We start from the raw sequence: 23,044 nt of genomic DNA on the forward strand, positions 1-23,044 counted from the left end.
ACCTCTCAGACCCGGCGACGCTTCGGCGGACGGCATCCGTTGTGCGGCTGCGGGGTGACGTCGGCGATCTGGCCGACCTCCAGCCCGACGGCCTGCAACGAACGAATCGCGGTCTCCCGGCCGGAGCCGGGGCCCTTGACGAACACGTCGACCTTGCGCATGCCGTGCTCCATCGCCCGACGCGCGGCGGCCTCGGCGGCCAGCTGTGCGGCGAACGGAGTCGACTTGCGCGAGCCCTTGAAGCCGACCTGGCCGGCGGAGGCCCAGGAGATGACCGCACCAGTCGGGTCCGTGATGGACACGATGGTGTTGTTGAAGGTGCTCTTGATGTGCGCCTGCCCGTGGGCGACGTTCTTGCGTTCCTTGCGCCGGACCTTCTTGACGGCGGCTCCGGCACGAGCCTTCGGTGGCATAAGTCTGTGCGCTCCTGTATGGGTTCTCGATCGGGTTCTGGCTTTCGCCCGCCCCGTTGACTTCGTAGACACCGGTTCCGGTTGGAGCCCGGCCTACCTCGGCGGAGAACGACCAGAATTCCGGTTTAAGAACTACTTCTTGCCGGGCTTCTTCTTGCCGGCGACGGTCCGCTTCGGGCCCTTGCGGGTCCGCGCGTTGGTCTTGGTCCGCTGGCCACGCACGGGCAGACCCCGGCGGTGCCGGATGCCGGCGTAGCAGCCGATCTCGACCTTGCGGCGGATGTCAGCGGCGACCTCGCGGCGCAGGTCGCCTTCAACCTTGTAGTTGCCCTCGATGTGGTTGCGGAGCTGGAGGAGCTCCTCATCCGTGAGGTCCCGAGCGCGCTTGTCCGGCGAGATGCCGGTGGCGGCGAGCGTCTCCAGGGCACGGGTACGACCCACGCCGAAGATGTAGGTGAGCGCGATCTCCATCCGCTTCTCGCGGGGGAGATCCACGCCGGCTAGACGTGCCATGTGCGGGCGTACTCCTCGTGATGTTGTGGCGGAGGTGTGGACCCGTCCCACCCCGCTACCGACCGTTCCGCCTCCGGCGTGGTGCGCCGGCGACCGGGAACGGCCGTTGCCCGAGCGGGCCCCGGCCTCCGACCGGGGGTCAACCACGCAGAGGTACGCGACGCGCACCGCTCGCGGCTGGGACGAGCATGTGATTCGTTGTCTGGATCTGCGGCCCGGACCTGTTTCGACCGACCGTTGTCACACGGCTGGTCGGAACCGGTTCAGCCCTGGCGCTGCTTGTGGCGCGGGTCGGTGCAGATGACCATGACCCGGCCGTGCCGGCGGATGACCCGGCACTTGTTGCAGATCCTCTTGACGCTCGGCTTGACCTTCACGGTTGCCTTACTTCCCATCTGGCCCGACGACGCGCCGAGGCGCGACACCGGACGTCGAAGACGGACACGGGGACGTCCCGGCCGCCGTCAGGCTTACTTGTAGCGGTAGACGATGCGCCCGCGGGTCAGGTCGTACGGCGAGAGTTCGACGACGACCCGGTCCTCCGGCAGGATACGGATGTAGTGCTGCCGCATCTTGCCGCTGATGTGAGCCAGCACCTTGTGGCCGTTCGCGAGCTCCACGCGGAACATGGCGTTCGGCAGGGGCTCGATGACTCGACCCTCGATCTCGATGGCTCCGTCTTTTTTCGGCATGTCCTCCGCTGTCCTGACGTCGGTTACTCCGGACGGCCCACAACGTCTTACACGGGCCCCGGATCAAGATCAGGTTGCCCGCGCCAGCCGCGGCTCCGACTCCCACCGAAGCGCAGGATGGGCATGCCGGAGTGGACGCTGTGCGCCGATCTGAAAGTGTACGCCCGCCCGCATGCGGTCGCCAAACCGGCCGGGAATCCGCGCGTCGGACCGGACATAACCGGCCAATCAGACCCCGGCGTCGGCCTCGCCGCGCCGGCGTTCCCGCTCGGCGGCCGGCACCTCCCGCTCCCGGATCCGATGTTCCTCCCCAACCGGCAGCTCCCGCTCCCGCCGCTCCACGTCGGCCACGGCCAGCTCCCGATCCAGGGGCTGCGGCTCCCCCACCGCAGCGGACTCACGCTGCCAGGGCTGGCGCTCCTCCACGGCCGGCAGTGCCCGCTGTCGGCCGTCTTCGCCAGCGGCGGCCAGCTCGCGCTTCCGCGCCCGCTTCGCCAGCCGGCGCTCACGCCGCCGGTCCTGCTTCGCCGCCCACCGTCGCGGCTCCCCGCCGGCGAGCCCGGTGACCGTCTGCACCAGGAGCACGGCGCCCCACGGCCCAGCCACCCAGGCGGGCCAGAAGTAGAGCAACTCCCTGGAGAGCAAGGAGGTCACCGCCCAGACGGTCACCACGATCGCGGTCACCTTCAGGTACGGAAGCCAGACCTCGGCCAGCCAGCGGGCGGTCACCGACGAGTTCGTCGGCTGGGCGGCCACCGAAGGGTCTGTCGACTGGGCCCGTTCCGCCAGCGACGAGACGACACCCGCCGGCATGGCGAGCTCCGACGCCGCCGGGGCAGCCGGCCCGGGCAGGTCGGCCACCAGCGCGTCCAGCTCCCCGTACGTGCGCGAGGCATACACCCGCTGCAACCGCTCGTCGTACTCGTGCAGGTCCAGCCGGCCCTCGTCGACGGCTACCCGCAGCCGTTCCGCCACCGCCTGGCGGTCCGCGTCGGCGGCCCGCATCCCGTCGCGTCCCTCCATGCCCGCAAGCATGCCACCACACCACCAACACCGGCCCCCTCGCGTCCGCCCTCCCCACCAACCCGCCCCACCCAGGCCCACCCTCCCGACCCCTCCCCCGGCCTCCCGTTTGGGGTTGATCAAGAGGTTTGCGTCTCGATCCGGCCCCGAATCTGACCCAAACCTCTTGATCAACCCGAAACCGGGCGCGACGCGGTCCCGGGCCAGGGCCAGGGTGCGGGGGCTGGGTGCTGGGTGTCAGCTTGAACGCGCGGCAGCGCGGGCGGCGGTACCGCGCGGCAGGGGTACGGAGGGCGGGCCAGCGCCGAGGTGTGGGCGGCGGGGTGGTCAACCTTGGCGCGCGGCGGCGGGGCATCGGGATGGCCCAGGGTCGAAGTGTGGGCGTCTGGTGTCGACCTTGACGCGGTGCGGCGGGGTGGCACAGGGCCGGGATGCGAGTGCTGGGGTGGTCGAACGTGACGGCCGGCGGCCGGGGCGAACGCCCGACGATCATCCGCTGCTGCGGACGGACCATTCGGTCCACGGCTGAGGTGCGGGCCGTCGGTCAGGTGGCGCCTCGGGACGCCGAAGCCCGAGCCTCAGCGGACCGGAGTTGGGAAGCTCAACGGGCGGGAGGACGGGAGCCGGGGCGGAGATCCGCACCGCCTCGCCTCGTCGTTCAACGGTTACCTGGCGCGGTGCGCCGGCTGGCCCAACAGGAGACCAACCAGCCGACCGCAGACCGCCAGCGATCGGCACCGCGGCGCCGGGAGCCCACCGGCGGTCAGGGCGGCAGCCCGCCGACGCCCTGCCACCCCAGGGCAGCCGGCAGCCGGAACCACAGCGCACCAGCAACCAGCACACCAGGGGGCTGGCCGCCCGGGGCAGAGCCTGCCGGAAACCGGCGGCCAGGGCACCGCCGGGCGGAGGCTCACCGCATCAGAAGCCGCCACCTCAGAAGCCGGCAGCGCAGGCCCCAGTCTGCCGGGAGCCAGCAGCCAGGGTGCCGGCGCGCTCAGGGCTCGCCGGCCAGGGGCTCAGCGGGCCAGGAGCTCAGCGGGCCGGTGAGTCCGCCGGCTGGCGGGAGGTGACCAGTTCGCCGAGTCGGCCCCGGCCGCCGTCCGGCGCGGTCAGCACCCAGACGCCGTCCGGGAGCAGCGCCATCGTGTGCTCGACGTGCACCGCCATCGACCGGTCCCGGGTGACCACGGTCCAGCCGTCGGAGAGCTCGACGGTCCGCGGCGAACCCATCGTGATCATCGGCTCGATCGCCAGCGCCATGCCCGGCACCAGGCGGGGACCCTTGCCCGGCCGCCCGTGGTTGAGCACGTGCGGGTCCTGGTGCATCTCGGTGCCGATGCCGTGCCCGCCGTAGCCGTCGACGATGCCGTACCGGCCGCCCTTGCGTACCGCGTCCTCCACGGCGTGGGAGATGTCGGTGAGCCGGCCCTTGCCGCTGGCCGCGCCCCGGGCGGCGGCGGCAATGCCCGCCCACATGGCGTCCTCGGCCACCGCCGTCATCTTCAGCAGCGCCGGGTCGGCCTCGCCCACGCCGACGGTGATGGCGGCGTCGCCGTGCCAGCCGTTCAGCACCGCACCGCAGTCGATGGAGATCATGTCGCCGTCGCGGAGCACCTGCTGCGCCGACGGGATGGCGTGCACGACCTGCTCGTTGACGGACGAGCAGATCGACGCGGGAAAGCCGTGGTAGCCCTTGAAGGAAGGGACGGCACCGGCCTCGCGGATGGTCGACTCGGCGATGGCGTCCAGGTCGGCGGTGCTGACCCCGGGGGCGACCGCCTCCCGCATCCGACGCAGCGCCTCGGCGACCACCAGCCCGGCAGCCCGCATCTTCTCGATCTGGTCAGGGGTCTTCAGCTGGATGTCCAGCTGGGGACGACGCATGGAGCCGTTACCTTTCGTTGCCGAAGCCGAAGAGCGAGGCACGTCGGACGTACCCCGCTCTTCGCACTCTATCCGCCGGAACCCGGCGGGACGTCAGCCGCCGTACGACCGCAGGGCGTCGATGGCGCGGACGGTGACGTCCTCCACCGGGCCGGTGGCGTCGATGCCCACCAGCTTGCCCTGGGCGCCGTAGTAGTCGACCAGCGGCGCGGTCTTGTCCGCGTACTCCCGCAGGCGGGTGGCGATGGTTTCCGGCTTGTCGTCGTCGCGCTGGAACAGCTCGGCGCCGCACCGGTCGCAGATGCCCTCGCGGGAGGTGGCGTCGAACTCGACGTGCCAGATCTTGCCGCAGCCCCGGCAGGTACGCCGACCGGAGAGCCGCCGGATCACCTCGTCGTCGTCGACGACCAACTCCAGCACCAGGTCCAGCGCGGTGCCCAGGTCGGCGAGGAGCTTGTCGAGCGCGGCGGCCTGCGGCGTGGTGCGCGGGAAGCCGTCGAGCAGGAAGCCCTCGGAGGCGTCCGGCTCGGCGAGCCGGTCACGCACCATGTTGATCGTGACCTCGTCGGGCACCAGCTCGCCGGCGTCCATGTAGCGCTTCGCCTCGACCCCGAGCGGGGTGCCCTGCGAGACGTTCGACCGGAAGATGTCACCGGTCGAGATCTTCGGGACCGAGAGGTGCGCGGCGATGAACTCAGCCTGTGTGCCTTTGCCCGCACCCGGCGGGCCAACCAGAACGAGTCTCATCTACCGCAGGAACCCTTCGTAGTTCCGCTGCATCAGTTGGCTCTCGATCTGCTTGGTGGTCTCCAGACCGACGCCAACCATGATCAGCACAGCGGTGCCGCCGAACGGGAAGTTCAGGTACTGCTGCTTGTCCAGCCAGATGAAGAAGAAGTTCGGCAGGATCGAGATGATGCCCAGGTAGAGGGCGCCCGGCAGCGTGATCCGGCTGAGGATGAAGTCGAGGTAGTCGGCGGTCGGCTTGCCGGGGCGGATACCCGGCACGAAGCCACCGTACTTCTTCATGTTGTCCGCGACCTCGGTCGGGTTGAACGTGATCGAGACGTAGAAGTACGTGAAGAAGATGATCAGCAGGAAGTAGACCGCGATGTAGATCGGGCTGGTCGGGTCGACCAGGTTGTTCTGGATCCACGCCTGGGTCTTGCCCGGGTTGTTCTGGTCGAAGAACTGCAGCGCCAGCTGGGGCAGGTAGAGCAGCGACGAGCCGAAGATGACCGGGATGACACCCGCCTGGTTGACCTTCAGCGGGATGTAGGTCGAGGTGCCGCCGTACATCCGCCGGCCGATCATGCGCTTGGCGTACTGCACCGGGATCCGGCGCTGCGCCTGCTCGATGAAGGTGACCGCGGTGATGACGACCAGGACCAGCGCGATGACGAGCAGGAACTTGCTCCAGCCGCCGGTCTGCTTGATCTGCCAGCCCTCGCTGGGGAGCCGGGCGGCGATCGAGGTGAAGATCAGGACCGACATGCCGTTGCCGACGCCGCGGTCGGTGATCAGCTCGCCGAGCCACATCACCACGCCCGTGCCGGCGGTCATCGTCATGACCAGGAGGCCCAGCGTCATCCAGTCCGGGATCCCGGTCCCCTCGGGGATGATCGGGAACTGGTCGCACTGGTTGTTGAAGAGCTGCCCGGAGCGGGCCAGCGCCACGAACGCCGAGGCCTGGAGGACACCGAGGCCCAGGGTCAGGTAGCGGGTGTACTGGGTGATCTTCGCCTGGCCGGACTGGCCCTCCTTGCGGAGCTGCTCCAGCCGGGGGATCACCACGGTCAGCAGCTGCAGGATGATCGACGCTGTGATGTAGGGCATGATGCCCAACGCGAAGACCGAGAGCTGCAGCAGCGCTCCGCCGGAGAAGAGGTTGAGCAGGTTCAACACCCCGGTGGAGCCGTCCTGGAGGGTGTCGAGGCACTTCTGGACGTTGCCGTACGAGACGCCCGGGCTGGGCAGCGTCGCCCCGAGCCGGTAGACCGCGATGATGCCTACTGTGAACAGCAGCTTCTTGCGCAGGTCAGGCGTACGGAACGCACTGAGAAAGGCGGACAGCAACTTCTTCCTCCTGCGCGAGGCGGGCCGCCGGTGATCCCTGGCGGTTCGGGGTGGGTGCCGGGCGAGTGCCCGATATCCATGGCTGGGAAGGGACTCTAACAGCCCGATCCCCGTCCGGGCAGATGTGCCCGGCTACATAAACCGAATCCGATGTTACCCGGCGCACACGTGCCAGGCAGACCATGGCGCCCGCCCAGTTGCGGACAACTGAGCGGGCGCCATGGGTCGTACAGCCCTTACAGCTCGGTGACGGAGCCACCGGCGGCGGCGATCTTCTCCTTGGCCGACGCACTGAACGCGTGCGCCGACACCTGGATGGCGATCCCGCCGAGGTCCCCGGTGCCGAGGACCTTGACCGGGTGACCCTTGCGGACCGCGCCGGCCTCGACCAGCTCCAGCGGACCGACCTGGCCACCGTTCGGGAACAGCTCGGCGAGTCGGTCCAGGTTGACCACCTGGAAGACCACCTTGAACTTGTTCTTGAAGCCCTTCATCTTCGGCAGGCGCATGTGGATGGGCATCTGCCCACCCTCGAACGCCGCGGAGATGTTCTTGCGGGCCTTGGAACCCTTGGTACCGCGACCGGCGGTCTTGCCCTTGGAGCCCTCACCGCGACCCACACGGGTCTTCGCGGTCTTGGCACCGGGCGCCGGGCGCAGGTGGTGGACCTTGATCGTCATTACTCGACCTCCTCGACCTTCACGAGGTGGTTGACCGTGAAGATCATGCCGCGGATCTCCGGACGGTCCTCCTTGACCACCACGTCGTTGATCCGCTTGAGACCGAGCGAACGCAGCGAGTCACGCTGGTTCCGCTTGGTCCCGATCTCGGACCGGACCTGGGTGACCTTCAGGCGAGCCATCAGGAAGCCACCCCCGCCCGCGACGCCAGCATGGCGGCCGGCGCGACGTCCTCGACCGGCAGGCCACGACGGGCGGCGACGACCTCGGGGGACTCGAGCCCCTTCAGCGCCGCCACGGTGGCGTGCACGATGTTGATCGGGTTCGACGAACCGAGGCTCTTGGAGAGCACGTCGTGGATACCCGCGCACTCCAGCACGGCACGCACCGGACCACCGGCGATGACGCCCGTACCGGCGGAAGCCGGCTTGAGCAGCACCACACCGGCCGCGGCCTCACCCGTCACCGGGTGCGGGATCGAGGAGGCGATCCGCGGAACCTTGAAGAAGTGCTTCTTGGCCTCCTCGACGCCCTTGGCGATCGCCGCGGGCACCTCCTTGGCCTTTCCGTAGCCCACGCCGACGGTGCCGTCGCCGTCGCCCACGATCACCAGGGCGGTGAAGCTGAAGCGACGACCACCCTTCACGACCTTGGCGACGCGGTTGATCGCGACGACCCGCTCAAGGTGCGGGGTCTTCTCGACGGGCGCGTTTCCGCGGCCGCCCTCACGGCGGTTGTCGCGGCGACCACCCTCGTTGCCACCGGACCCGCCGCCACGGCGCTGTTGACCTGGCATCAGCAGCCTTCCTTCTCTCTCGTGACGGGGTTTCTAGAACTCGAGCCCGGCTTCGCGGGCGGCGTCGGCAAGCGCGGCGACCCGCCCCGCGTACCGGTTGCCACCGCGGTCGAAGACGACCTTGGAGACGCCAGCGGCCTTGGCCCGCTCGGCGAGCAGGGCGCCGACCTTGCCGGCCAGGGCGCTCTTGTCGCCCTCCGTGCCGCGCAGCGACGTGTCCAGGGTCGAGGCCGACGCAAGGGTGTGGCCCTTGGTGTCGTCCACGATCTGGGCCACGATGTGCCGCAGGGAACGGGTGACCACGAGGCGGGGACGCTCGGCGGTGCCGCTGACGTTCTTGCGGACCCGGAAGTGCCGGCGCGCACGCCCGACGGCACGCTTGGCGGCGACGCCGCGGCGGCGCTTGAGCAGCGTGGCGCTCACTTCTTACCTGCCTTTCCAGCCTTGCGGCGGATGACCTCGCCCTGGTACTTCACGCCCTTGCCCTTGTAGGGCTCCGGCGGGCGGATCTTCCGGATGTTGGCGGCAACCTCACCGACGAGCTGCTTGTCGATGCCGGCCACGTGGAACAGCGTCGGCTTCTCCACCGTGAAGGTGATGCCGTCCGGCGCAGGCACGGACACCGGGTGCGAGAACCCGAGCGCGAACTCCAGGTCCTTGCCCTTGGCGGTCACGCGGTAACCGGTGCCGGCGATCTCCAGGCTCTTGCGGTAGCCCTCGGTCACGCCGACGATCATGTTGGCGACCAGGGTACGGCTGAGGCCGTGCAGTTCCTTGGCCCGGCGCTCGTCGTTCGGGCGGTTGACGTTCAGCTGCCCGTCCTCGGCCCGGTCGATCGTGATCGGCTCGGCCAGGGTGTGCGAGAGCTCGCCCTTCGGGCCCTTGACCTTGACGGTCTGCCCGTCGATCGTGATGTCGACGCCGGCTGGCACCGGGATCGACTTACGTCCAATACGCGACATTTCTACCTGTCTCCCGTTACCAGACGAAGGCGAGGACTTCCCCGCCAACGCTCCGCTTGCGGGCCTGCCGGTCGGTGAGCAGCCCCTGGGACGTCGAAATGATCGCCACGCCCAGCCCGCCGAGCACCCGCGGGAGCCCGTCCGACTTGGCGTAAACCCGCAGACCGGGCTTGGACACGCGCTTGATGCCGGCCAGGCTCCGCTCCCGGTTCTGGCCGTACTTCAGCTCGACGACCAGTCGCTTGCCGACGGCGCCCTCCTCGGGCTCCTCGACCGACCAGGTGGCGATGTAGCCCTCGGCCTTGAGGACCTCGGCGATGTTCGCCTTGATCTTCGAGTAGGGCATCGTCACCCGGTCGTGGTACGCCTGGTTGGCGTTACGCAGACGCGTGAGCATGTCTGCGATCGGGTCGGTCATCGTCATGGATTTCGTCAGCCTTTCTCGCCGGGGTTCCCGGGGCCTTACGCCCCGGGCCTACGGCGAAGAGCAATACGTGATCGGTGCAAGGGGCCCCGGCCTGGCGGCCGGGACGCGGTCGCCCTTACCAGGAAGCCTTGGAAACGCCCGGCAGCTCACCGCGGTGGGCCATCTCCCGGATGCAGACCCGGCAGAGACCGAACTTGCGGTAGACCGCCTTGGGACGCCCGCACCGCTGGCAGCGGGTGTACGCGCGAACCGAGAACTTCGGCTTCGCGGCCGCCTTGTGGATCAGCGCCTTCTTGGCCATCTCAGTTCTCCTTGAACGGGAAGCCCAGGAGCTTGAGCAGCGCCCGGCCCTCGTCGTCGGTCGTGGCGGTCGTGACCACCGTGATGTCCATGCCCCGCTGCCGATCGATCTTGTCCTGGTCGATCTCGTGGAACACCGACTGCTCGGTCAGGCCGAAGGTGTAGTTGCCGTGCCCGTCGAGCTTGCGCCCGTCCAGACCACGGAAGTCACGGATACGCGGCAGAGCGATCGACAGCAGCCGGTCCAGGAACTCCCACATCCGGTCGCCACGAAGGGTCACCTTCGCGCCGATCGGCATGCCCTCGCGGAGCTTGAACTGCGCGATGGACTTGGTCGCCCGCCGAACCTGCGGCTTCTGGCCGGTGATGGTGGCCAGGTCCCGGACGGCGCCGTCGATCAGCTTGGCGTCCCGGGCGGCCTCGCCGACACCCATGTTGACGACGATCTTGACCAGCCGCGGCACCTGCATGGGGTTGCCGTAGCTGTGCTGCTCCTGCAGCTGCGCCACGATCTCGTTGCGGTACCGCTCCTTGAGGCGCGGCATGGTCTTGGCTTCGGTAGCCGTGGTCATCACAGGTCCTTACCGGTGCTACGCGCGATGCGGACCTTCTGGCCGTTTTCGTCGATCCGGTAACCGACTCGGGTCGGCTTGCCGTCGGAGTCCAGGACCTGCACGTTCGAGACGTGGATCGGGGCCTCCTGGGTGACGATGCCACCGGTCTTGGCGCCACGCTGGGTGGTGCTGATACGGGTGTGCTTCTTGACCCGGTTCACGCCCTCGACCAGGACCTTGTCCTGCCGCGGGTAGGCCGCGATGACCTTGCCCTTGGCGCCCTTGTCCTTGCCGGCGATGACGACGACCGTGTCGCCCTTCTTGACCTTCACGGTCACAACACCTCCGGCGCGAGAGAGATGATCTTCATGAACCGCTTGTCCCGCAGCTCGCGACCCACCGGGCCGAAGATACGGGTACCGCGCGGGTCCCCGCCGTCCTTGATGATGACGGCGGCGTTCTCGTCGAAGCGGATGTACGAACCGTCCGGCCGCCGCTTCTCCTTGGCGGTGCGAACGACGACGGCCTTGATGACGTCGCCCTTCTTCACACCGGCACCCGGGATCGCGTCCTTGACGGTGGCCACGATGACGTCGCCGATGCTCGCGTAGCGCCGACCGGAGCCACCGAGAACCCGGATGCACAGGATCTCCCGAGCACCCGTGTTGTCGGCGACGCGCAGTCGCGACTCCTGCTGAATCACGTCTATCTCCTATGTCTGCCGGTTCTCCGGCCACGCACGGCGGCCGGAGCCTGGCGGAACCCGCGCCCGACTGACGCCGGGCGAGCTTGAGCCTTCGCTACTTGGCCTTTTCCAGGATCTCCACGAGCCGCCACCGCTTGGTGGCGGACAGCGGCCGGGTCTCCATGATCAGGACCCGGTCGCCGATGCCGGCGGTGTTCTGCTCGTCGTGCACCTTCAGCTTGCTGGTACGGCGCATGATCTTGCCGTACAGCGCGTGCTTGACCCGGTCCTCGACCTCGACGACGACGGTCTTTTCCATCTTGTCGCTGACCACGAGGCCCTCACGCACCTTGCGGCGGGCCCGCGCGGTGGCGGTGGTGTTCTCGCTCATGATGCAGTCACCTCAGTCGGCGCGGCCGAGAGACCCAGCTCGCGCTCACGCATGATCGTGTAGATCCGGGCGATCTCCCGACGGATGACCTGCAGCCGCCGGTTGTTGTCCAGCTGGCCGGTCGCGGCCTGCACGCGGAGGTTGAACAGCTCCGCCTTGGCCTCGCGCAGCTTCGTGACCAGCTCCTCCTCGGAGAGCTCACGCAGCTCGGAGGCCTTAACGCCCGCTGCCATCAGGATTCACCCACTTCGCGCGTAACAATGCGGCACTTCATCGGGAGCTTGTGGATCGCGCGACGCATCGCCTCTCGCGCGATCTGCTCGTTGGGGAAGGACATCTCGAAGAGGACCCGCCCCGGCTTGACGTTGGCGACCCACCACTCGGGCGAACCCTTACCGGAACCCATCCGGGTCTCGGCCGGCTTCTTGGTGAGGGCCTGGTCCGGGAAGATCGTGATCCAGACCTTGCCACCACGCTTGATGTGGCGGGTCATCGCGATACGCGCCGATTCGATCTGGCGGTTGGTCACGTACGCCGGCTCGAGAGCCTGGATCCCGAACTCGCCGAACACCACCCGGTTACCACCCTTGGACGCGCCGTGGCGGTCCGGGTGGTGCGGCTTGCGGAAGCCCTTCGGGGGCTTGCGCGGCATCAGCATCTGTCAGCCCTCCTGCTGCGTTTCTGCCGCGGCGGCGACGGCGGCGGGATCCACCGCGTCACCACTCGGCGTCTCGGCCTGCTGCGCGATGGTCGTCGCGGCGGCGGCCCTGCCGGCCTCGGTACCGCCGGCGGTCGTTCCGGACGAGCCGGACCGGCCACGACGCGGCCGCTCGGGGCGGTCGCCGCGGTCACGGCGCGGGCGCGACGGAGCCTCGGCCGGGGCTTCCCGACCCGGCACCGCGTCACCCTTGTAGATCCAGACCTTCACGCCGATCCGGCCGAAGCTCGTACGGGCCTCGAAGAAGCCGTACTCGATGTTGGCCCGCAGCGTGTGCAGCGGAACCCGGCCCTCGCGGTAGAACTCGGTCCGGCTCATCTCGGCGCCGCCGAGACGGCCCGAGACCTGGACCCGGATGCCCTTGCAGACCGGGTTCTTCATCGCGGACTGCATGGCCTTGCGCATCGCCCGGCGGAAGCTGACCCGGCTGGAGAGCTGCTCGGCCACACCCTGTGCGACGAGCTGCGCGTCCGACTCGGGGTTCTTCACCTCGATGATGTTCAGCTGGACCTGCTTGCCGGTCAGCTTCTCGAGCTCGCCGCGGATCCGGTCGGCCTCCGCACCCTTACGGCCGATGACGATGCCCGGCCGGGCGGTGTGGATGTCGACGCGGACCCGGTCCCGGGTGCGCTCGATGTCGACCTTGGAGATGCCGGCACGCTCGAGGCCCTTGGACATCATGCGGCGGATCTTGACATCCTCGCCGATGTAGTCCTTGTAGAGCTTGTCCGCGAACCAGCGGGACTTCCAGTCGGTCGAGATGCCGAGCCGGAACCCGTGCGGGTGAACCTTCTGACCCATTACTCGGCGCCCTCCGTCTTGCTCTGCGTCTCGGCCGTCTCGGCCGGCTCCGCCTGCTTCGTCGGGGCCGCCTTCTTCGCGGCCGCCTTCTTCGGCGCGGCCGGCGCCACCGCCTCGACCGCGACGGTGATGTGGCAGGTGCGCTTGCGGATCCGGTACGCCCGGCCCTGCGCCCGCGGCTGGAACCGCTTCATGGTCGGGCCCTCGTCGACGTACGCCTCGCTGACGAGCAGCGCGTCGGGGTCCAGCCGCTCGTTGTTCTCCGCGTTGGCGATCGCGCTCGCGAGCACCTTGTACACCTGCTCGCTCGCAGCCTGCGGCGCGAACTGCAGCACCGTGAGCGCCTCCTTCGCGGGCAGGCCGCGGACGAGGTTGACCACCCGGCGCGCCTTCATCGGCGAGATGCGCACGTGCCGCGCAACCGCCCGCGCGCCCGGAAGCACCGGAGCGTCGCCCTTTCCTGGCATCGCTGTAACCCCTTGTTCCTCTATCCGTATGCCCGCGGCGTCAGCGCCGACGGCTCTTCCGGTCGTCCTTCTCGTGACCCTTGAACGTGCGGGTCAGCGCGAACTCGCCGAGCTTGTGCCCGACCATCGCCTCGGTCACGAACACCGGGACGTGCTTGCGTCCGTCGTGCACGGCGATCGTGTGACCCAGCATCTCCGGGATGATCGTCGAGCGCCGCGACCAGGTCTTGATGACGTTCTTCGAGCCCTTGTCGTTCTGCGTCTCCACCTTCTTGAGCAGGTGGTCGTCGATGAACGGGCCCTTCTTCAGGCTGCGAGGCATGTCTTATCTCCCTCAGCCGCGCTTACGCGTGGCGTAGCGGCGGCGGACGATCAGCCGGTCACTCGGCTGGCCCTTACGACGGGTGCGGCCCTCGGGCTTACCCTGCGGGTTGACCGGGTGGCGACCACCGGAGGTCTTACCCTCACCACCACCGTGCGGGTGGTCGACCGGGTTCATCGCGACGCCACGGACGGTCGGGCGCTTGCCCTTCCACCGCATCCGGCCGGCCTTGCCCCAGTTGATGTTCGACTGGTCGGCGTTGCCGATCTCGCCGATGCTGGCGCGGCACCGGACGTCGACCCGCCGGATCTCGCCGGACGGCATACGCAGGGTCGCGTACGCGCCCTCCCGGCCGAGCAGCTGGATGCCGACACCGGCCGAGCGGGCCAGCTTGGCGCCGCCGCCGGGACGCAGCTCCACGTTGTGGATCGTGGTACCGACCGGGATGTTGCGCAGCGGCAGGTTGTTGCCCGGCTTGATGTCCGCGCCCGGGCCCGACTCGACGCGGTCGCCCTGCTTCAGGTCCTTCGGCGCGAGGATGTAGCGCTTCTCGCCGTCGGCGTAGTGCAGCAGCGCGATGCGCGCGGTGCGGTTCGGGTCGTACTCGATGTGGGCGACCTTCGCCGGCACGCCGTCCTTGTCGACCCGCTTGAAGTCGATCAGACGGTACTGGCGCTTGTGACCGCCGCCGTGGTGCCGTGCGGTGATCCGGCCGTGGACGTTGCGCCCGCCCTTTTTCGGCAGCGGAGCCAGCAGCGACTTCTCGGGCGTCGACCGGGTGATCTCAGCGAAGTCGGCGACGCTGGAGCCACGCCGGCCCGGCGTCGTCGGCTTGTACTTACGGATAGCCATTGTCTACACCCCTCAGCTGACCGGGCCGCCGAAGGCCTCGATACGGTCACCGTCAGCCAGCTTCACGATCGCCCGCTTGGTGGCCTTGCGCTGACCGAAGCCGGTCTTGGTGCGCTTGCGCTTGCCCTGGCGGTTGAGCGTGTTGACCGTCAGGACGCGGACGTCGAAGATCTGCTGGATCGCGATCTTGATCTCGGTCTTGTTCGCGTCCGGGTGCACCAGGAAGGTGTACCAGTTGCGGTTCAGCTCGCTGTAGCTCTTCTCCGAGACGACCGGCGCCACGATGATGTCGCGCGGGTCGGCGATCGTGCTCACTTGCCACCCTCCTCGGTGGTCTCGGCGGGAACACCGAGGAACTCGTCCAGGGCGTCCTTGGTGAAGACCACGTCGTCGGCCACCAGCACGTCGTACGTGTTGAGCTGGCTGGCCTCGATCAGGTGCACCCGCGGCTCGTTGCGCAGCGACACCCAGTTCAGCTCGTCGGTGCCGCTCAGCACGACCAGGACCCGGCGGGCCTCGGTCAGCTTCGCCAGCGTGGCCAGGGCGGCCTTGGTCGACGGCTTCTCGCCCGAGACGAACGCCTCGACGACGTGCACCTGCCCGGCGCGGGCCCGGTCGGAGAGAGCGCCACGCAGGGCGGCGGCCTTCATCTTCTTCGGGGTCCGCTGGCTGTAGTCGCGCGGCACGGGGCCGTGCACGACGCCACCGCCGGCGAACTGCGGCGCGCGGATCGAGCCCTGCCGGGCGCGACCGGTGCCCTTCTGCTTGTACGGCTTCTTGCCGCCACCGGCGACCTCGCCGCGGGTCTTGACCTTGTGCGTGCCCTGCCGGGCCGCCGCGAGCTGGGCCACCACGACCTGGTGCATCAGCGCGAGGTTGGCCTGGACGTCGAAGATGTCGGCGGGCAGCTCGACGGAGCCGCTCTTGGAGCCTTCGACGGTGAGGACGTCAACGGTGGTCACTTGGCCACACCGCCCTTCTTCGCCTTGGTCTTGGCCGCGGTACGGACCAGAACCAGCGCGCCCTTGGGGCCGGGAATGGCGCCGCGGACGAGCAGGAGGTTGTTCTCGGTGTCGACCGCCTGGACGGTCAGGTTCTGGACGGTGTAGCGCACGCCACCCATCCGGCCGGCCATCCGGGTGCCCTTGAAGACACGACCCGGAGTGGCGCAGGCGCCGATGGAGCCGGGCGAGCGGTGCTTGCGCTCGACACCGTGGCTGGCGCGCAGACCGTGGAAGCCGTGCCGCTTCATCGGGCCGGCGTAGCCCTTGCCCTTGGTCTTGCCGGTCACGTCGATGGAGACGCCGGCCGGGAACTCCTCGACCGTGATCTCCTGGCCGAGTGAGTAGTCCGCCGCGTCGGCGGTGCGCAGCTCGACGATGTGCCGGCGCGGCGCGACGTCGGCCTTCGCGTAGTGCCCGCTGATCGGCTTCTTGACCTTGCGCGGGTCGATCGTGCCGTACGCCAGCTGGACCGCGGAGTAACCGTCCTTCTCGGCGCTACGAACCTGGCTGATGACGCACGGGCCGGCCTCGACCACGGTCACCGGGACAACACGGTTGTTGTCCCAGACCTGGGTCATGCCGAGCTTGGCGCCCAGGATCCCCTTGACTTGCCTGTCCATTTGTCCGGTCCCTACAGCTTGATCTCGATGTCGACGCCAGCCGGCAGGTCGAGGCGCATGAGCGAGTCGACCGTCTTCGGGGTCGGGTCGATGATGTCGATCAGCCGCTTGTGCGTGCGCATCTCGAAGTGCTCGCGCGAGTCCTTGTACTTGTGCGGCGAGCGGATAACGCAGAAACGGTTGATCTCCGTGGGCAGCGGCACCGGGCCCGCGACCTGCGCCCCGGTACGCGTCACCGTCTCGACGATCTTCCGAGCCGAGGAGTCGACGACCTCGTGGTCATAGGCCTTGAGCCGGATGCGGATCTTCTGTCCCGCCATGGTGGCTTCTGTTCCTTCTCTCGATGCCGCTGTGTTGCGGGCGCCTGTGCCGGCTGGCACAGGCCCACTTCGCCGACCCCCGCGGTCGGGCGTGTCGCGCCCTCGGGCCAGGCTCCGCCCCGGGACTCCGGAGAGACTCTGACCGCGCGGTGGGTCAAGGCGTCGATCGCACTACCGCGACCTGAACGCCGTGCGAGGGTGGTTGACGGCCGGGCCGTCAACCACCCCACGCTCGACTGTCCTGCCACCCGGAGGTTCAGCGTAAGCCGAACACGGGCAGCGAACTGTCGTTACGCAACCTGACTAGTATGCCGCACGACCGGCGGCGGGTCTAATCGGGGTTACCTAGCTCACTTGATGATCTTGGTGACGAACCCGGCGCCGACGGTGCGGCCACCCTCGCGGATCGCGAACTTGAGGCTCTCCTCCATGGCGATGGGCTGGATCAGCTTCACCGTCATGGTGGTGTTGTCACCCGGCATGACCATCTCGGTGCCCTCGGGGAGCGTGACGACACCGGTGACGTCCGTGGTCCGGAAGTAGAACTGCGGACGGTAGTTCTGGAAGAACGGGGTGTGCCGGCCGCCCTCCTCCTTGGAGAGGATGTAGACCGTCGCCTCGAACTCCGTGTGCGGGGTCGTGGTGCCCGGCTTGATGACGACCATGCCGCGCTCGACGTCCTCGCGCTTGATGCCACGCAGCAGCAGACCGACGTTCTCGCCCGCGCGGGCCTCGTCGAGCAGCTTGCGGAACATCTCGATGCCGGTGCAGGTGGTCTTCATCGACTTCTCGCGGATGCCGACGATCTCCACCTCCTCGTTCGGCTTGAGCACGCCGCGCTCCGCGCGACCGGTGACGACCGTGCCACGACCGGTGATCGTGAAGACGTCCTCGATCGGCATCAGGAACGGCTTCTCGGTCTCGCGCTCCGGCTGCGGGATCGCGGTGTCGACCGCGGTCATCAGGTCCAGCAGCTTGCCGGTCCACTCGGGGTCACCCTCGAGGGCCTTCAGCGCCGAGACCCGGACGACCGGCAGGTCGTCACCCGGGTACTCCTGGTTCGACAGCAGCTCACGGACCTCGAGCTCGACGAGCTCCAGGAGCTCCTCGTCGTCGACCATGTCGCTCTTGTTGAGCGCCACGACGATGTACGGCACGCCGACCTGACGGGCCAGCAGCACGTGCTCGCGGGTCTGCGGCATCGGGCCGTCGGTCGCCGCGACCACCAGGATCGCGCCGTCCATCTGGGCGGCACCGGTGATCATGTTCTTGATGTAGTCGGCGTGACCGGGGCAGTCGACGTGCGCGTAGTGCCGCGCCTCGGTCTGGTACTCGACGTGCGAGATCGAGATCGTGATGCCCCGGGCCTTCTCCTCCGGCGCCTTGTCGATCTCGTCGAACGGCGTGTACGGGTTCAGGTCCGGGTACCGGTCGTGCAGGACCTTGGTGATGGCCGCCGTCAGCGTCGTCTTACCGTGGTCGATGTGACCAATGGTGCCGATGTTGACGTGCGGCTTAGTCCGCTCGAACTTCGCCTTCGCCACTGGTGTCCTCCTGTGGACTTCTTGGTTCGTACGCCCCGGCGCGCCGGTCGGCGCTTAGGACTCTGTCGACAGCCTTTCCAGCCTGACGGCCGGAGAGCTTTGGTGGGTTCTGCGGCGATGAAGCCTACAGGCCCGGTCTCACGCGTTCCGACCGAGGTGGCCGCGGGCGGGAGCACCCTCCCGCGACCGCCCCGGATCATCGATCACGTCAGGTGAGGGTCACTCACCCGTCGCCTTGGCGATGATCTCCTTCGCGACCGAGGACGGAACCTCGGCGTAGGAGTCGAACTGCATGCTGTAGCTAGCCCGGCCCTGGGTCTTCGACCGCAGGTCGCCGACGTAGCCGAACATCTCCGACAACGGCACCAGAGCCCGGACGACGCGGGCGCCGCTGCGCTCCTCCATCGCCTGGATGATGCCGCGGCGGGAGTTGAGGTCGCCGATGACGTCACCCATGTTCTCCTCAGGAGTGGTGACCTCAACAGCCATCATCGGCTCGAGCAGCGCGGGGTCGGCCTTGCGGGCCGCCTCCTTCATCGCCATCGAGCCGGCGATCTTGAATGCCATTTCCGACGAGTCGACCTCGTGGTACTGGCCGTCCACCAGGGTGAGCTTGACACCCACCAGGGGGAAGCCGGCGAGGATGCCGTACTGCATGGCGTCCTGCGCACCCGCGTCCACCGACGGGATGAATTCCCGGGGGATGCGGCCACCGGTCACCGCGTTGGCGAACTCGTAGGTCGGGGCGTCGTTGCCGAGCGGCAGCGGCTCCAGGCTGATGATCACCCGGGCGTACTGGCCGGAACCACCGGTCTGCTTCTTGTGCGTGTACTCGACCTTCTCCACCTTGCGGCGGATGGTCTCGCGGTACGCCACCTGCGGCTTACCGATGTTCGCCTCGACGTTGAACTCGCGGCGCATCCGGTCGACCAGGATGTCCAGGTGCAGCTCACCCATGCCGGAGATGACCGTCTGACCGGTCTGGTCGTCCAGCTTGACGCGGAAGGTCGGGTCCTCCTCGGCCAGCCGCTGGATGGCGGTGCTGAGCTTCTCCTGGTCGGCCTTGGTCTTCGGCTCGATGGCGACCTCGATGACCGGCTCCGGGAAGGTCATCGACTCCAGGATGACCGGGTTCGCCGGGTCGCACAGGGTGTCACCGGTGGTGGACTGCTTGAGACCCTGCACCGCGATGATGTCGCCAGCCTGGGCCGAGCTGCGCTCTTCCCGCTTGTTGGCGTGCATCTGGTAGATCTTGCCGATCCGCTCCTTGCGGTCCTTGGTGGAGTTGACCACCTGGGAGCCGGACTCGAGCGTGCCGGAGTAGATCCGGACGTAGGTGAGCTTGCCGAGGTGCTTGTCCGTCTGGATCTTGAAGGCCAGGCCGGAGAACGGCTCCGACTTGGACGGCTTCCGCAGCAGCGGGGTCTCGCCGTCGGTGGCCGTGCCCTCGATCGCGGGGATGTCCAGCGGCGACGGCAGGTACGCGACGACCGCGTCCAGCATCGGCTGGATGCCCTTGTTCTTGAAGGCGGTACCGGTGAGGACCGGGTTGGCCTTGCCGGCGATGGTGGCCCGACGGATGGCGGCCTTGATCTCCTCGACGGAGATCTCCTCGCCCTCCAGGTACTTCTCCATCACCGCGTCGTCGACGTCGGCCAGGGTCTCCAGCAGCTTCTCGCGCCACTCGGCGGCGGAGTCGGCCAGCTCGGCCGGGATCTCCTCGACCGTGTAGTCCTCACCCTTCTGGGTCTCGCCGTGCCAGGTGAGGGCCCGCATCTCGACCAGGTCGACCACGCCGACGAAGTCGGACTCGGCGCCGATCGGGATCTGGAGCACCAGCGGGGTGGCGTTGAGCCGGTCGATCATCATCTGCACGCAGCGGAAGAAGTCGGCGCCGGTCCGGTCGAGCTTGTTGACGAAGCACATCCGGGGGACGTTGTACTTGTCGGCCTGCCGCCAGACGTTCTCCGTCTGGGGCTCGACGCCGGCGACACCGTCGTAGACCGCGACCGCACCGTCCAGCACCCGCAGCGACCGCTCGACCTCGACCGTGAAGTCGACGTGGCCGGGCGTGTCGATGATCTGGATCGTGTGGCCCTTCCACTCGCACTTGGTGGCGGCGGAGGTGATGGTGATACCACGCTCCTGTTCCTGTTCCATCCAGTCCATGACGGCGCCACCCTCGTGGGTTTCGCCGATCTTGTACGTGATGCCGGTGTAGAACAGGATCCGCTCGGTGGTGGTGGTCTTACCGGCATCGATGTGAGCCATGATGCCGATGTTGCGTACGTTGGCGAGCGCGTCTGCGGCGGCCACTTCAGTCCCTACTTATCGTCGTCTCGACACAACTGGTGGCGGTTCCGGCGCCGCGAGGGCGCCGGAACCAGGGTGTTACCAGCGGTAGTGCGCGAAGGCCTTGTTGGACTCGGCCATCTTGTGCGTGTCCTCGCGCCGCTTGACGGCGGCACCGAGACCGTTGCTCGCGTCCAGCAGCTCGTTCATCAGCCGCTCGATCATCGTCTTCTCGCGCCGGGCGCGGGAGTAGGTGACCAGCCAGCGCAGACCCAGGGTGGTCGCCCGGGCGGGGCGGACCTCGACCGGGACCTGGTAGGTGGCGCCACCGACGCGACGGCTGCGCACCTCGAGGGTCGGCTTGACGTTGTCCATCGCCCGCTTGAGGGTGACGACCGGGTCGGTGCCGGACTTCTCACGGCAGCCCTCGAGGGCGGCGTAGACGATGCGCTCGGCGAGCTGACGCTTACCGCGCAGAAGGATCTTGTTCACCAGCTGGGTGACCAGCGGAGAGTTGTACACCGGGTCAGCGACCAGCGGCTTCCGCGGAGCGGGTCCCTTACGCGGCATGTCAGCTCTTCTCCTTCTTCGCGCCGTAACGGCTGCGCGCCTGCTTGCGGTTGCGGACACCCTGGGTGTCCAGCGAACCGCGAACGATCTTGTAACGCACGCCGGGGAGGTCCTTCACACGGCCGCCGCGGACGAGCACGATCGAGTGTTCCTGCAGGTTGTGGCCGACACCCGGGATGTAGGCGGTCACCTCGATCTGGCTGCTGAGCTTGACACGAGCGACCTTGCGCAGCGCCGAGTTCGGCTTCTTCGGGGTGGTGGTGTACACGCGGGTGCACACGCCGCGCCGCTGAGGAGAACCCTTCAGCGCCGGGGTTTTGGTCTTACTCGTCTTTGCCTGGCGGCCCTTTCGGACCAGCTGCTGAATCGTGGGCACCGGGTTTCTCCGCTCCCTTCGACCGCCTGGTGGCGGCCGCGCCGTCTGCCGTAGCCGGCCTGTTGGCCGACTCTCCTACATTCCGGCCGGGCCCACCTCGCGGAGGTCCCGGCACCCGCGGTCGGGCGTGTCGCCCAGCTCACGGTCCCGGCGCCGACGCTCACGCGTGTCGACCGGGTCTCGCACCAGCACACGGCAGGCCGCGCGCCGGATCTTTGGCTTTGTCGTGCTCCCACGCGATCCCCGGCTCACCGGATCCAGCGCACGCACGAGTTGCCTGGGCATGCCCAGGCACAAGGGGAAAGAGTACCTACCACAACCGCACAGGTCAAAACGGAGCGGCTGGCAGAGCGTCCACCGCTCGCCGATCGAACCCGTCGCGCCTACTTGCCCGTGGTGGGCACCTACCGGGCCCGAGCCCGCCCGTGATGGGCACCTACGGATCCGAGTGTACCGGCTTCCCCATCGGGCCGACCCGTCGACCCCGTCACGGCCGAGGTCACGTCCCACGGCCGGGCACGGGCGTCACCCGAGCGCCAGCAGCAACGCCAACCCCAGGCCGAGCAGGCTGAGCAGTAGTCCCGCCCCACCGCAGCTGACTCCGGCCACCGCCAGGCCACGACCGGTGAACCGGACCGCCGGCGGCGCCGCCGGGCGCCGGATCTGTCGCAACGCCAGCAGGCCGGCGACGACGGCGCCCGCGCCGGCCAGGACGCCCAACACCGTGAAGGCGCCGGCCGCCCACGCGCCGCCCGTGCGGGCGACCGCCCCGAGACAGATCACCAGCATCGCGACAAGCGTCGAGGCGATCCCGGCCACCAGGGAACCCACGGCCAGGCCGGAGGTGACCGGCGGTACGTCGAGATGCACCACGCCGAACGGCGTTCCCGCGACGGGGTCGACCCGCTTCGGCGGCCGGGCCGCCTCGCGCGGCGGCGGGGGCATCGGGGCCGGCCCCCAGCCCGCAGCCGGGGACGGGCCCGCTCCTGAGGGCGACGAGGCCCGGTGCGCCGGCGACGGTCCCGGGGAGGACGCGCCCCAGTGTGGCGCCGGCGACGGATGCCCTGACGCGCCGGACGCGACGCCCTGGCCCCCGTCGGGTCGGGCCCACTGCGGCCCGCCGGGCGGGGCGGCGTCCGGATGCGCCACGGGATCGCTGCCCGGGAAGCGCGCCGGTTCCGTCACGGGTCCTCCTGTCGACGTCTCGGCGTCCACCGCCGCGCGACGGACACCGAGCCAGGCTACCGCCGCCGACCCACGCCCGGCGCGGCCCGTGCCCGGCGGGCGGTCGGTCGGTCAGTCAGTCCACGTTCGGTGCGAAGTCCTGCCCGTAGGGCGTGTCGGCGAGCCGGACCACCCCGAGCACCACCGCGGCCACCACGCTGACGGCGACCAGCACCAGGCCCGTCCAGGCCAGCCGCTCCCCCCGGCGCAGCCAGGCCGCGCCGGTCAGGAAACCCCCCGAGGCGTACGCCTCCCGGCGCGCCTGGCGGGCGAGCTGGAGCGCCAGCGTGGCCGGGACCACACCGCCGATGAACAGGCCGGTCAGCGCGCCGATCAGGCCCAGCGCGAAGACCGCCCGCGCCTTGGTGGCCCGGGCCGGGTCCGGATCCAGCGGATGGCGGGGCAGCCCCGGCTGGGCGACGGGAGCCTGCCCGGGAGCGATCGTCATGCCCCCATCATGCCCCGGCCGGGTCCGCCGCGACGCCCGCACCGGCCACCCGGTCCCTGGACACGGCGAGGCCCCCGGCAGGAGCCGGGG

34 protein-coding genes and 1 pseudogene are annotated in these 23,044 nt (G+C 69.0%); all 35 read right to left on the bottom strand.

Going from position 1 to position 23,044, the window contains the following annotated elements; translation table 11 throughout:
• Positions 1-5: 5 nt before the first annotated feature.
• Positions 6-413, bottom strand: coding sequence for a 30S ribosomal protein S11 (gene rpsK, locus AB0D32_RS14735; protein WP_030329919.1), 408 nt, complete (start codon positions 411-413; stop codon positions 6-8).
• 132 nt (positions 414-545) lie between these two features.
• Positions 546-926, bottom strand: coding sequence for a 30S ribosomal protein S13 (rpsM, locus tag AB0D32_RS14740; protein WP_357089622.1), 381 nt, complete (start codon positions 924-926; stop codon positions 546-548).
• Between the two features lie 263 nt (positions 927-1,189).
• Positions 1,190-1,303 carry a 50S ribosomal protein L36 gene (gene rpmJ / locus AB0D32_RS14745; protein ID WP_012184307.1) on the bottom strand — a complete coding sequence of 38 codons (114 nt, stop codon included), beginning with the start codon at positions 1,301-1,303 and terminating at the stop codon, positions 1,190-1,192.
• A 93-nt stretch (positions 1,304-1,396) separates the two neighbouring features.
• Positions 1,397-1,618, bottom strand: a complete 222-nt coding sequence (gene infA, locus AB0D32_RS14750; protein WP_007073013.1) for a translation initiation factor IF-1 — start codon at positions 1,616-1,618, stop codon at positions 1,397-1,399.
• A gap of 498 nt (positions 1,619-2,116) precedes the next feature.
• A pseudogene (locus tag AB0D32_RS14755) lies at positions 2,117-2,641 on the bottom strand (DUF1707 domain-containing protein); the annotation flags it as partial.
• A 1,032-nt stretch (positions 2,642-3,673) separates the two neighbouring features.
• Positions 3,674-4,525, bottom strand: a complete 852-nt coding sequence (gene map / locus AB0D32_RS14760) for a type I methionyl aminopeptidase (protein ID WP_357089624.1) — start codon at positions 4,523-4,525, stop codon at positions 3,674-3,676.
• 93 nt (positions 4,526-4,618) lie between these two features.
• Entirely contained in the window at positions 4,619-5,272 is a 654-nt protein-coding gene (locus tag AB0D32_RS14765) for an adenylate kinase (RefSeq protein ID WP_091627746.1), read from the bottom strand.
• Entirely contained in the window at positions 5,273-6,601 is a 1,329-nt protein-coding gene (secY, locus tag AB0D32_RS14770) for a preprotein translocase subunit SecY (protein ID WP_357089628.1), read from the bottom strand.
• A 236-nt stretch (positions 6,602-6,837) separates the two neighbouring features.
• Positions 6,838-7,281: a 50S ribosomal protein L15 gene (gene rplO, locus AB0D32_RS14775; protein WP_357089630.1), complete on the bottom strand. Its 444-nt coding sequence runs from the start codon at positions 7,279-7,281 to the stop codon at positions 6,838-6,840.
• Positions 7,281-7,463 (bottom strand): 50S ribosomal protein L30, encoded by a 183-nt coding sequence (gene rpmD / locus AB0D32_RS14780; RefSeq protein ID WP_012184313.1) that lies wholly within the window; start codon positions 7,461-7,463, stop codon positions 7,281-7,283. The genes rplO and rpmD overlap by 1 nt, the downstream gene beginning before the upstream one ends.
• Entirely contained in the window at positions 7,463-8,077 is a 615-nt protein-coding gene (gene rpsE / locus AB0D32_RS14785; protein ID WP_357089634.1) for a 30S ribosomal protein S5, read from the bottom strand. Before rpsE ends, rpmD begins: the two co-directional genes overlap by 1 nt.
• A 33-nt stretch (positions 8,078-8,110) precedes the next feature.
• Positions 8,111-8,488 (bottom strand): 50S ribosomal protein L18, encoded by a 378-nt coding sequence (rplR, locus tag AB0D32_RS14790; protein ID WP_357090013.1) that lies wholly within the window; start codon positions 8,486-8,488, stop codon positions 8,111-8,113.
• Between the two features lie 8 nt (positions 8,489-8,496).
• On the bottom strand, positions 8,497-9,039 hold the full coding sequence (gene rplF / locus AB0D32_RS14795; protein WP_357089637.1) for a 50S ribosomal protein L6: 543 nt from the start codon (positions 9,037-9,039) through the stop codon (positions 8,497-8,499).
• A gap of 16 nt (positions 9,040-9,055) precedes the next feature.
• The gene (rpsH, locus tag AB0D32_RS14800) at positions 9,056-9,463 is read right to left on the bottom strand and encodes a 30S ribosomal protein S8 (protein ID WP_013288624.1); all 408 of its coding nucleotides are present in this window, start codon (positions 9,461-9,463) and stop codon (positions 9,056-9,058) included.
• A gap of 118 nt (positions 9,464-9,581) precedes the next feature.
• The gene (locus AB0D32_RS14805; RefSeq protein WP_088998358.1) at positions 9,582-9,767 is read right to left on the bottom strand and encodes a type Z 30S ribosomal protein S14; all 186 of its coding nucleotides are present in this window, start codon (positions 9,765-9,767) and stop codon (positions 9,582-9,584) included.
• A 1-nt stretch (position 9,768) separates the two neighbouring features.
• Entirely contained in the window at positions 9,769-10,338 is a 570-nt protein-coding gene (gene rplE / locus AB0D32_RS14810) for a 50S ribosomal protein L5 (protein WP_357089640.1), read from the bottom strand.
• On the bottom strand, positions 10,338-10,658 hold the full coding sequence (gene rplX, locus AB0D32_RS14815) for a 50S ribosomal protein L24 (RefSeq protein WP_172896341.1): 321 nt from the start codon (positions 10,656-10,658) through the stop codon (positions 10,338-10,340). The genes rplE and rplX overlap by 1 nt, the downstream gene beginning before the upstream one ends.
• A complete protein-coding gene (gene rplN / locus AB0D32_RS14820; RefSeq protein ID WP_357089643.1) occupies positions 10,655-11,023 on the bottom strand; it encodes a 50S ribosomal protein L14 in 369 nt (122 codons plus the stop codon). Before rplN ends, rplX begins: the two co-directional genes overlap by 4 nt.
• 97 nt (positions 11,024-11,120) lie before the next feature.
• Entirely contained in the window at positions 11,121-11,396 is a 276-nt protein-coding gene (gene rpsQ / locus AB0D32_RS14825; RefSeq protein ID WP_357089646.1) for a 30S ribosomal protein S17, read from the bottom strand.
• Positions 11,393-11,629 carry a 50S ribosomal protein L29 gene (rpmC, locus tag AB0D32_RS14830; protein WP_007073028.1) on the bottom strand — a complete coding sequence of 79 codons (237 nt, stop codon included), beginning with the start codon at positions 11,627-11,629 and terminating at the stop codon, positions 11,393-11,395. The genes rpsQ and rpmC overlap by 4 nt, the downstream gene beginning before the upstream one ends.
• On the bottom strand, positions 11,629-12,054 hold the full coding sequence (rplP, locus tag AB0D32_RS14835; protein WP_073834927.1) for a 50S ribosomal protein L16: 426 nt from the start codon (positions 12,052-12,054) through the stop codon (positions 11,629-11,631). The genes rpmC and rplP overlap by 1 nt, the downstream gene beginning before the upstream one ends.
• Before the next feature lie 3 nt (positions 12,055-12,057).
• The gene (gene rpsC / locus AB0D32_RS14840; protein ID WP_357089649.1) at positions 12,058-12,915 is read right to left on the bottom strand and encodes a 30S ribosomal protein S3; all 858 of its coding nucleotides are present in this window, start codon (positions 12,913-12,915) and stop codon (positions 12,058-12,060) included.
• Positions 12,915-13,382 (bottom strand): 50S ribosomal protein L22, encoded by a 468-nt coding sequence (gene rplV, locus AB0D32_RS14845; protein WP_357089652.1) that lies wholly within the window; start codon positions 13,380-13,382, stop codon positions 12,915-12,917. Before rplV ends, rpsC begins: the two co-directional genes overlap by 1 nt.
• 40 nt (positions 13,383-13,422) lie before the next feature.
• The gene (gene rpsS / locus AB0D32_RS14850) at positions 13,423-13,704 is read right to left on the bottom strand and encodes a 30S ribosomal protein S19 (RefSeq protein ID WP_088647003.1); all 282 of its coding nucleotides are present in this window, start codon (positions 13,702-13,704) and stop codon (positions 13,423-13,425) included.
• A gap of 12 nt (positions 13,705-13,716) precedes the next feature.
• The gene (gene rplB, locus AB0D32_RS14855; protein ID WP_357089654.1) at positions 13,717-14,556 is read right to left on the bottom strand and encodes a 50S ribosomal protein L2; all 840 of its coding nucleotides are present in this window, start codon (positions 14,554-14,556) and stop codon (positions 13,717-13,719) included.
• Positions 14,557-14,568: 12 nt separating this feature from the next.
• On the bottom strand, positions 14,569-14,871 hold the full coding sequence (rplW, locus tag AB0D32_RS14860; RefSeq protein WP_088998352.1) for a 50S ribosomal protein L23: 303 nt from the start codon (positions 14,869-14,871) through the stop codon (positions 14,569-14,571).
• Complete coding sequence (gene rplD / locus AB0D32_RS14865) at positions 14,868-15,518, bottom strand: 50S ribosomal protein L4 (protein ID WP_357089656.1); 651 nt, start codon at positions 15,516-15,518, stop codon at positions 14,868-14,870. Before rplD ends, rplW begins: the two co-directional genes overlap by 4 nt.
• On the bottom strand, positions 15,515-16,180 hold the full coding sequence (gene rplC / locus AB0D32_RS14870; protein ID WP_357089659.1) for a 50S ribosomal protein L3: 666 nt from the start codon (positions 16,178-16,180) through the stop codon (positions 15,515-15,517). The genes rplD and rplC overlap by 4 nt, the downstream gene beginning before the upstream one ends.
• 11 nt (positions 16,181-16,191) lie before the next feature.
• Complete coding sequence (gene rpsJ / locus AB0D32_RS14875; protein ID WP_007073037.1) at positions 16,192-16,500, bottom strand: 30S ribosomal protein S10; 309 nt, start codon at positions 16,498-16,500, stop codon at positions 16,192-16,194.
• 350 nt (positions 16,501-16,850) lie between these two features.
• Positions 16,851-18,044: an elongation factor Tu gene (tuf, locus tag AB0D32_RS14880; RefSeq protein WP_357089663.1), complete on the bottom strand. Its 1,194-nt coding sequence runs from the start codon at positions 18,042-18,044 to the stop codon at positions 16,851-16,853.
• A 219-nt stretch (positions 18,045-18,263) separates the two neighbouring features.
• On the bottom strand, positions 18,264-20,360 hold the full coding sequence (gene fusA / locus AB0D32_RS14885; RefSeq protein ID WP_357089666.1) for an elongation factor G: 2,097 nt from the start codon (positions 20,358-20,360) through the stop codon (positions 18,264-18,266).
• Positions 20,361-20,435: 75 nt separating this feature from the next.
• The gene (gene rpsG, locus AB0D32_RS14890) at positions 20,436-20,906 is read right to left on the bottom strand and encodes a 30S ribosomal protein S7 (RefSeq protein ID WP_077938296.1); all 471 of its coding nucleotides are present in this window, start codon (positions 20,904-20,906) and stop codon (positions 20,436-20,438) included.
• A 1-nt stretch (position 20,907) separates the two neighbouring features.
• The gene (rpsL, locus tag AB0D32_RS14895; protein WP_014440718.1) at positions 20,908-21,282 is read right to left on the bottom strand and encodes a 30S ribosomal protein S12; all 375 of its coding nucleotides are present in this window, start codon (positions 21,280-21,282) and stop codon (positions 20,908-20,910) included.
• A 525-nt stretch (positions 21,283-21,807) separates the two neighbouring features.
• A complete protein-coding gene (locus AB0D32_RS14900) occupies positions 21,808-22,227 on the bottom strand; it encodes a hypothetical protein (protein WP_357089670.1) in 420 nt (139 codons plus the stop codon).
• Between the two features lie 355 nt (positions 22,228-22,582).
• Complete coding sequence (locus AB0D32_RS14905) at positions 22,583-22,954, bottom strand: hypothetical protein (protein WP_357089673.1); 372 nt, start codon at positions 22,952-22,954, stop codon at positions 22,583-22,585.
• Between the last annotated feature and the right edge of the window lie 90 nt (positions 22,955-23,044).

It is taken from the genome of Micromonospora sp. NPDC048170, from assembly GCF_040652795.1.
Lineage (GTDB): Bacteria > Actinomycetota > Actinomycetes > Mycobacteriales > Micromonosporaceae > Micromonospora.